The 7,191-nt window shown below is 74.6% G+C and carries 8 protein-coding genes; 6 read left to right on the top strand and 2 right to left on the bottom strand.

Features of this window, described 5'->3' with window-relative positions; translation table 11 throughout:
• Nucleotides 1-266, top strand: a 266-nt coding sequence (locus IE312_RS41375; protein WP_229900295.1) for a SpoIIE family protein phosphatase, incomplete at its 5' end; no start/stop codon positions are given.
• A gap of 23 nt (nucleotides 267-289) precedes the next feature.
• Here the strand turns inward: IE312_RS41375 and IE312_RS22620 are convergent.
• Entirely contained in the window at nucleotides 290-832 is a 543-nt protein-coding gene (locus IE312_RS22620) for a MarR family winged helix-turn-helix transcriptional regulator (RefSeq protein WP_189984174.1), read from the bottom strand.
• 111 nt (nucleotides 833-943) lie between these two features.
• A complete protein-coding gene (locus IE312_RS22615) occupies nucleotides 944-1,831 on the bottom strand; it encodes a YihY/virulence factor BrkB family protein (protein WP_189984173.1) in 888 nt (295 codons plus the stop codon).
• Between the two features lie 247 nt (nucleotides 1,832-2,078).
• Between IE312_RS22615 and IE312_RS22610 the strand changes: the two genes are divergently transcribed.
• From IE312_RS22610 to IE312_RS22590, 5 genes are all read left to right on the top strand, one after another.
• Nucleotides 2,079-3,746, top strand: a complete 1,668-nt coding sequence (locus IE312_RS22610) for a PP2C family protein-serine/threonine phosphatase (protein WP_229900293.1) — start codon at nucleotides 2,079-2,081, stop codon at nucleotides 3,744-3,746.
• A complete protein-coding gene (locus tag IE312_RS22605; RefSeq protein ID WP_189984171.1) occupies nucleotides 3,743-4,840 on the top strand; it encodes a cobalamin B12-binding domain-containing protein in 1,098 nt (365 codons plus the stop codon). Before IE312_RS22610 ends, IE312_RS22605 begins: the two co-directional genes overlap by 4 nt.
• Nucleotides 4,837-5,229, top strand: coding sequence for an STAS domain-containing protein (locus IE312_RS22600; RefSeq protein WP_189984170.1), 393 nt, complete (start codon nucleotides 4,837-4,839; stop codon nucleotides 5,227-5,229). The genes IE312_RS22605 and IE312_RS22600 overlap by 4 nt, the downstream gene beginning before the upstream one ends.
• A 93-nt stretch (nucleotides 5,230-5,322) precedes the next feature.
• Nucleotides 5,323-5,493 carry a hydrophobic protein gene (locus tag IE312_RS22595; protein WP_189984169.1) on the top strand — a complete coding sequence of 57 codons (171 nt, stop codon included), beginning with the start codon at nucleotides 5,323-5,325 and terminating at the stop codon, nucleotides 5,491-5,493.
• A gap of 185 nt (nucleotides 5,494-5,678) precedes the next feature.
• A complete protein-coding gene (locus tag IE312_RS22590; RefSeq protein ID WP_229900292.1) occupies nucleotides 5,679-7,190 on the top strand; it encodes an SDR family oxidoreductase in 1,512 nt (503 codons plus the stop codon).
• Nucleotide 7,191 lies beyond the last annotated feature (1 nt).

Raw genomic sequence — 7,191 nt, 5'->3', positions numbered from 1 at the left:
ACGAGGAGCAGGCGTTCCACGTGGAGGCGGGCGACCGCCTGGTCGCCATCAGCACCGGCGTCCACGGCACCCGCTCGGCCACCGGGGAGGTGTTCGGCGAGAGCGTGCTGCGGCAGGTCCTGAGCGCGACCCGGCACACACCGCCGTACGAGACGGCGCGTTCGATCGTCGCCGGGCTGCTCGAACACGTCGGCCACGAGGGTCTGCTCGCGGACGCCGCCGTCGTCTGCATCGACTGGCACGGCCGCCCCGCCGAGACGCCCTGACGGGCCGGGTCCCGGCGCCGGTCCTACGGCGTCTGCGGCGGCCGGGGCGGCGCCTCGCCCTGCGCCCTGAGGAAGGCCTTCATGCCGCGGACCAGCGCCGCGCGCTCCGGGGGCGCCATGTGGGCCAGCACGCCGGCGAGGGCCTGGGTGCGCCGGCGGGCCACGTCTCCCAGCACCCGGCGTCCCTGGCCGGTGAGCCGCAGCTGCACCTCGCGGCGGTTGCGAGGGTGCAGAGCGCGCTCCAGCATCCCGGCCGCCTCCAGCCGGTCGCACAGCCGGCTGGCGGTGGGGAGCCCTATGTCCAGGCGTTCCGCCAGCCCGGTGAGGTTCAGCTCCGGTGCCGCCTCCAGGGTTCTGAGCGCCCGCAACTGGTGGAGGGACAGCCGTACGGCCGCCTCCTGGGCGGCGAGGGACCACAGGTTCGCAAGACACTCCACGGCATCGGCGATCTCACGCGCGCCGGCGCTCGACTCGTCACCCGAGCCCTCAGCGCGGTCGTCGGCGCCGCCGGGAAGAGTCACGAACACATCACTTTCCGTAAGATCCGGGTCCTGCGGACAACCCATAATCTCTCGCTGTACCCGAGGGGCCGGAAGGCAAGCAGCGTGTGCGGTGCGGGACCACCCGGCCGCACCGGCAGGTACGCCTGGGTGGCCCGTTCGCGGTGCGGGCGGCGGCTACGGGCGTCGCGCGGCGGGTGCGGCTCGATCGGCTCCCTCCCCCCGGACGGTCCTCGCCAGCTCCGCGTTGAACTGGGCGCCGACGAGGAGGGCCAGGTTGGACAGCCACAGCCAGACCAGGAAGACCACCACACCCGCCAGTGAACCGTACAGCCGGTGGTACGTCGTGACGTGCGCGGTGTAGACGGCGAACCCGAGGGAGACGGCCAGCAGGAGCAGTACCGCCAGGGCGCCGCCCGGCGCCATCCTGCGCACGGGGCGGGAGGGCGCGGGCCCGGAACGGTAGAGCACCAGCACCAAGGTCACGGCGACCACGGCCACGAGCGGCCAGCGCAGCGCGTCCCAGGCGACCTGGGGCCCGGTGCCCAGGTCCAGCGCCCGGCCGAGGCGCCGGAGCAGGCTCCCGGTGAGGAACAGGGCCAGGACCGTCGTGAGGAGCAGCGAGATCAGGACGAGGGCGGTGGCGATGATCCGCGGAGCGGTGCGCCAGACCGGCCGGTCCGCGCTGATCCGGTGCATGGCGTGCAGCGCCCGGCGGAACACGCTCAGGTAGCTGGAGCCCGACCACAGCGCGCCCGATCCCGCCAGGAAGATCAGCGTCCACGCCGTCGACGGCTGCCCGGCCATCTCCCGCAGGGTGCCGCGCAGCAGGGCGCGGGAGGCGAGCGGGGCCGCCTGGGACATGCGGTCGATGACCTCCGGTTTGGCCGTCGGGACGGTCAGCCCCACGATCGAGAGGATCACCAGCAGGACCGGGAACAGGGCCAGGACCGCGTAGTACGTCAGCGCGGCGGCCCAGTCGGTGACGTCGTCGTTCCAGACGGCCACCGGCGTCCGGCGCAGCGCCGCCCACCAGCGGGCCGTACGACCGTCCGGTTCCTCCATGACGCGGATGCTCCCACCCCCCGGCGCCCGGTCGTTCCCCGGCCACGACTGCCGCTCGCCTTCCCGGGAACGCCGCCGTCATGCGCGGATCGGGTGCCTTTGCCTGCGGTCGGACGTGATGTGATGGTGCGGTGTGGTTTTCCCGGGCGGGTTGCAACGGTGGGTGCCGGTGCGGGACTGTTGCCGTAAGACATCTATTTCCCCATGGCAGGAAGGTGGTGGGGTGCGCACGTGCGTGCCTCCGCTTGTGTCTTCTTCCCCCGGTACCTCCGCCCGTCCCCCCGATGCCGGCCACACGGTCGGCGCCACCTGGACTGAGGCCCCCTGTCCCGTTCTCGTCGTCGACCGCCACGGTGGCCTCGTCGACGTCAACGGGGCCGCCCGGATACTCCTTCCGGGTGCCGTCAGCGGCGACTGGCTGCACGAGCACGTCCCGTCCTGGCTCTGCGACGCCCACCGGCGCATCACCGACGGCCCGCGCCCTGCGGACGCCGCACCGCTGAGCGGACCCATCAGGGAGCGCCACTTCGAGGCGCACCCCACGGCGGCCGGCGACGGCGGCGTGGTGTGGTGGCTGGTCGACGACACCGACCGCCGCCTGGCCGAAGCCGCGCTCACCGACGCGCAGACGCGCACCGAGATCCTCTCGCACGTCTCCAGCACCCTGCTGTCCACCCTGAACGTGCCGCGCTGCATGGAGGTGACCGCCTCCATGGCCGCGGAGCACCTCGCCGACGCGGCGGTGCTCGTCGGCCCGGCGAAGGGCTGGCGCCAGTCCCTCACGTACGCGGTCCGGGGCGGGCCCGTCAGCCAGGTCGTACAGATGGTCGACGTCTCGGGCGTACCGGGCCTGACCGAGGCCCTGCAGGGCTTCCCGCCCGTGCCGGCCCGGTGGATAAACCCCGACGACATCCCCGACTGGGTCACCCCGGACGGCTTCGCCGGCCCGGTCGGCTCCGTGATCGTCGCCCCGCTCCCCGGCCACGGCGTGCCCGCCGGTGCCCTGATCCTCCTGCGGTCCAGCACCGAGCAGTCCTTCTCGGAGGGCGAGGAGGTCTTCGCCCGGCTCTTCGCCGCCCGCGCCGGCGCCGCCCTGTCCGCCGCCCGCCTCTACAGCGAACAGGCCACCGTCACCGCCACGCTGATGCGCGAACTGCTGCCCCCGGCGCTCACCAGCGTGCACGGGGTGGAGTACGCCGGCGGCTACCGGGCGGCCAAGGACCACGAGCGGGTCGGCGGGGACTTCTACGACGTCCATCCCGGCTCCGACCCCTCGCAGGACACCCTCGTCGTCCTCGGCGACGTCGCCGGCAAGGGGCTGGACGCGGCCGTGCTCACCGGCAAGATCCGCAACACGCTCCACGCGCTGCTGCCGCTGACCGACGACCACCAGCGGGTCCTCGACCTGCTCAACGGCGCGCTCCTCAGCTCCCGGCACGCCCGCTTCGTCACCCTGGTCCTCGCCTCCGTGCGCCGCCGCGGCAGCCGGGCCCAGCTCCGGCTGACCAGCGCCGGCCACCTGCCGCCGCTGATCGTCCGCGCCGACGGCACGGTGGAGGACGTACCCTCCCACGGGACACTGGTCGGCGCGCTGCCCGCCGTCACCGCGCACACGGTCCGGACGGTGCTGGGGCCCGGAGAGACGTGCCTGCTCTACACCGACGGCATCACCGAGGCGCGCGGCGGGCCGCTCGGCGACGAGTTCTTCGGCGAACAGCGCCTGCGCCGGGCGCTGGCGGAGTGCGCGGGCCTCCCGGCGGAGGCGGTCGTGGAGCGGGTGCAGATGCTCGCCGCCCAGTGGCTGGGCGCGGGCCGCCACGACGACATGGCCGCCGTGGCCATCAGCGTCCCGCGGAGCGGTCCGCTGACCGTGCTCAACGGACGGGCGGGCGTGAGCAACAGGAGGAGCACGTGAGACACCCCACCGCGGCGGCCGAGCTGGCCGACCGGCTGTGGCAGGCAGTGGCCGGCGGCGACGAGTACGCGGCCGTCGACCTCCTCCGCAAGGCGGCGGTTGACGGTGCGGACGAGGAGGCGCTGCTGCTGGAGGTGATCGCACCCGTGCAGCGCAAGGCCGGGGACGAGTGGGCCGCCGGCCGCATCACCGTGGCGCAGGAGCACGCCACGACCGCCATCAACGAGCGGGTGGTCGCCACCCTCGCCCACCGCGCCGCGGCGCCCGGGCGCCACCCCGCCCGCCGCGGCCGGGTGACGGTCGGCTGCGTCGACGGCGAATGGCACGCCTTCCCCGCCCGGCTCGTCGCCGAGGTGCTCCGGCTGCGCGGCTGGCAGGTCGACTACCTCGGCGCCCGCATGCCCACCGCTCACCTGGTCGCCCACCTGCACCTCACCAACCCCGACGCCGTCCTGCTGTCCGCGTCGGTCGCCACCCGCCTGCCGACCGCCCACGCCGCCGTGACCGCCTGCCAGGCCATAGGCGTCCCGGTCCTGGCGGGCGGCCGGGCCTTCGGCACGGACGGCCGGCACGCCCGGGCGCTCGGCGCCGACCGCTGGGCGGCCGACGCGCGCGGCGCGGCCGCGGTGCTCGAGGCGGGCCTCGCCCGGCCCGGCCCGGCGGCGATCCGGCAGGTGGCGGACGACCTGCCGCACCTGGCCGACCAGGAGTACACGATGGTCGTCCAGTCCCGGGCCATGCTCGTCAAGCAGACCCTGGTCGACCTCGAAACCCGCTTCCCGGCCATGCGCGGCTACGACGATGCCCAGCGCGAGCACGCCGCGCAGGACATCGCCCACATCGTCGACTTCCTGGCCACCGCCCTCTACGTCGACGATCCGGAGGTCTTCACCGCGTTCCTGACCTGGACCGCCCGGATCCTCGAAGCACGGCACGTGCCCGCCCGTTCCGTGGCGCTCGGCCTCGACATCCTGGCCGAGCAGCTCCGCGAGTTCCCCCGCGCCCTCGTGCTCCTGCGCGAGGGCCGTACCGCCGTCGTCGACCGCCCCACCCGCCCCACCCGTCCTGTCCCCGGCCCCCACCTCCCCGTATGACCAACCTGCATCCCACCGAATTCACCGTCACGGTCTACCGCACGGCCGGCACGCTCACCGTGCGGGTGGCCGGCGAGCTGGACTACGACACCAGCGACGGCCTGACCGACATGGTCACCCGCCACCTGACGGCCGAGGCCGGGCTGAGCGACCTGCGTCTGGACTTCCGCGGCCTGACGTGGATCGACTCCACGGGTCTGACCGCCCTGCTCACCCTCCACCGCCGGGCCGCCGCCGTGGGCGCCACGCTGCACCTGGACCACCGGCCCGACGTACTGGAGCGCATGCTGCGGCTGACGAACGTACTGGAGCACCTGACCGCCCCGGCGAGCCGCGCGGGAACCCCCGACCGCCAGGAGGGCGACGCCACCGGGACGAGCGTGCATTGACGGCTGGTGCCCCGGCCCTCCCTTCATGAACAAGCCACCGGGGGGCGTACGCCTCACTTCGCAGGGCAGACGGCCGTCAGGAGGTTGATACACATGGTTCCCCTGCTTCTCGTCCTGCTGCTGGCCCTGGTCCTGTTCGGGGCCGGCTTCGCCCTCAAGATCCTCTGGTGGATCGCCGTGGCCGTCCTGGTGCTGTGGCTCCTGGGCTTCGTCATGCGCTCCACCACCTCCGGCGGCGGCCGCAGCCGCTGGTACCGATGGTGATCTGACACCACCGCACGCCCCGGCACAGGGCCCGGCCGACGACGGCCGGGCCCTGCGCGCGTCCCCGGCCGTGCCGGGCATCACCCGGTTGCCGCGCGCACCCGGTGCATCCGGCAGGGCGGGCGGCACCGTAGTGGGTACCGGGGGAGCACCCCGGAGCGACGACCACGGAGGCGGCGGTACACGTGCGGGATGCGAGGCTCTGTCTGGTGACCGGCGCCAGCGGCTACATCGGCGGCCGGCTGGTGCCGGAACTGCTGGACGCCGGACACCGGGTGCGCTGTCTGGTGCGCACGCCCCGGAAGCTGCGCGACCAGCCGTGGGCGGAACAGGTGGAGATCGTGCGCGGCGACGTCACCGACGCCGCCTCGGTGGCGGCGGCGATGCGGGGCGTCGACGTCGCCTACTACCTGGTGCACGCGCTCGGTACCGGCCGCGACTTCGAACGGACCGACCGGCGGGCGGCCCGCGTGTTCGGCGAGCAGGCCCGCGGGGCCGGCGTCGGCCGGCTGGTCTACCTGGGCGGGCTGACCCCGGCCGGCGTGCCCGAGCGGGAACTCTCCCCGCACCTGCGCTCCCGCGCCGAGGTGGGACGCATCCTCCTCGGCTCGGGCGTGCCGACGGCCGTGCTGCGGGCCGCCGTCATCATCGGCTCCGGATCCGCGAGCTTCGAGATGCTGCGCTACCTCACCGAGCGGCTGCCGGTGATGGTCACCCCGCGCTGGGTGCGCACCCGCATCCAGCCCGTCGCCGTACGGGACGTGCTGCGCGTCCTGGTCGGCTGCGCCGCGCTGCCGGCCGAGGTCAGCCGGACCTTCGACATCGGGGGCCCCGAGGTGCTCACGTACGTCGAGATGATGCGGCGCTACGCCGCCGTCGCCGGACTGCCCCGGCGGCTGATCCTCCCCGTGCCCGTGCTCACACCCGGCCTGTCCAGTCAGTGGGTCGGCCTGGTGACCCCCGTGCCGGCCGCCCTCGCCCGTCCGCTCACCGAGTCGCTGCGCCACGAGGTGGTGTGCCGGGAGCGGGACATCGAGGGTTACGTGCCCAGTCCGCCCGGCCACCCGATCGGCTTCGACCGCGCCGTCGCCCTCGCGCTGGAGCGCGTGCGGGACGCGCGGGTCGCCACCCGCTGGTCCTCCGCCTCCGTACCGGGGGCGCCCAGCGACCCGCTGCCCACGGACCCCGACTGGGCGGGCGGCAGCCTCTACACCGACGTGCGCGAACGCCACGCCGAGGTGGCGCCCGACGCGCTGTGGGACGTGGTCGAGGGCATCGGGGGCGAGAACGGCTGGTACTCCTTCCCGCTGGCGTGGGCGGTGCGCGGCCGGCTCGACCGCCTCGCCGGCGGGGTGGGCCTGCGCCGGGGCCGCCGGGACGCCCGGCGGCTGCGAGTGGGGGACTCGCTGGACTTCTGGCGGGTGGAGGAGATCGAGCGCGGGCGGCTGCTGCGGCTGCGCGCCGAGATGCGGCTGCCCGGCCTGGCCTGGCTGGAGCTGCACGTCGACGCGGACGGGGCCGGCGGTGCCCGCTACCGGCAGCGGGCCCTGTTCCATCCGCACGGACTGCTCGGCCAGCTGTACTGGTGGAGCGTGTCGCCCTTCCACGCCGTGGTCTTCGGCGGCATGGCCCGCAACATCGTCCGCACCGCCGAACGCGCGCGGCGCGCCGGCACCGCGACCCGGCAGGGAGGCTGAC

The organism is Streptomyces capoamus (assembly GCF_014654935.1).
Taxonomy (GTDB): domain Bacteria; phylum Actinomycetota; class Actinomycetes; order Streptomycetales; family Streptomycetaceae; genus Streptomyces; species Streptomyces capoamus.
The sequence above is the reverse complement of the archived record's forward strand: the minus strand, read 5'-3'. Positions and strand labels throughout refer to the sequence as shown.

What these genes read in the sequence shown, in the direction of transcription:
- IE312_RS22620 (WP_189984174.1), bottom strand. Translation starts at nt 832, where the DNA reads ATGGGTTGTCCGCAGGACCCGGATCTTACGGAAAGTGATGTGTTCGTG.
- IE312_RS22615 (WP_189984173.1), bottom strand. Translation starts at nt 1,831, where the DNA reads ATGGAGGAACCGGACGGTCGTACGGCCCGCTGGTGGGCGGCGCTGCGC.
- IE312_RS22600 (WP_189984170.1), top strand. Translation starts at nt 4,837, where the DNA reads ATGACCAACCTGCATCCCACCGAATTCACCGTCACGGTCTACCGCACG.
- IE312_RS22595 (WP_189984169.1), top strand. Translation starts at nt 5,323, where the DNA reads ATGGTTCCCCTGCTTCTCGTCCTGCTGCTGGCCCTGGTCCTGTTCGGG.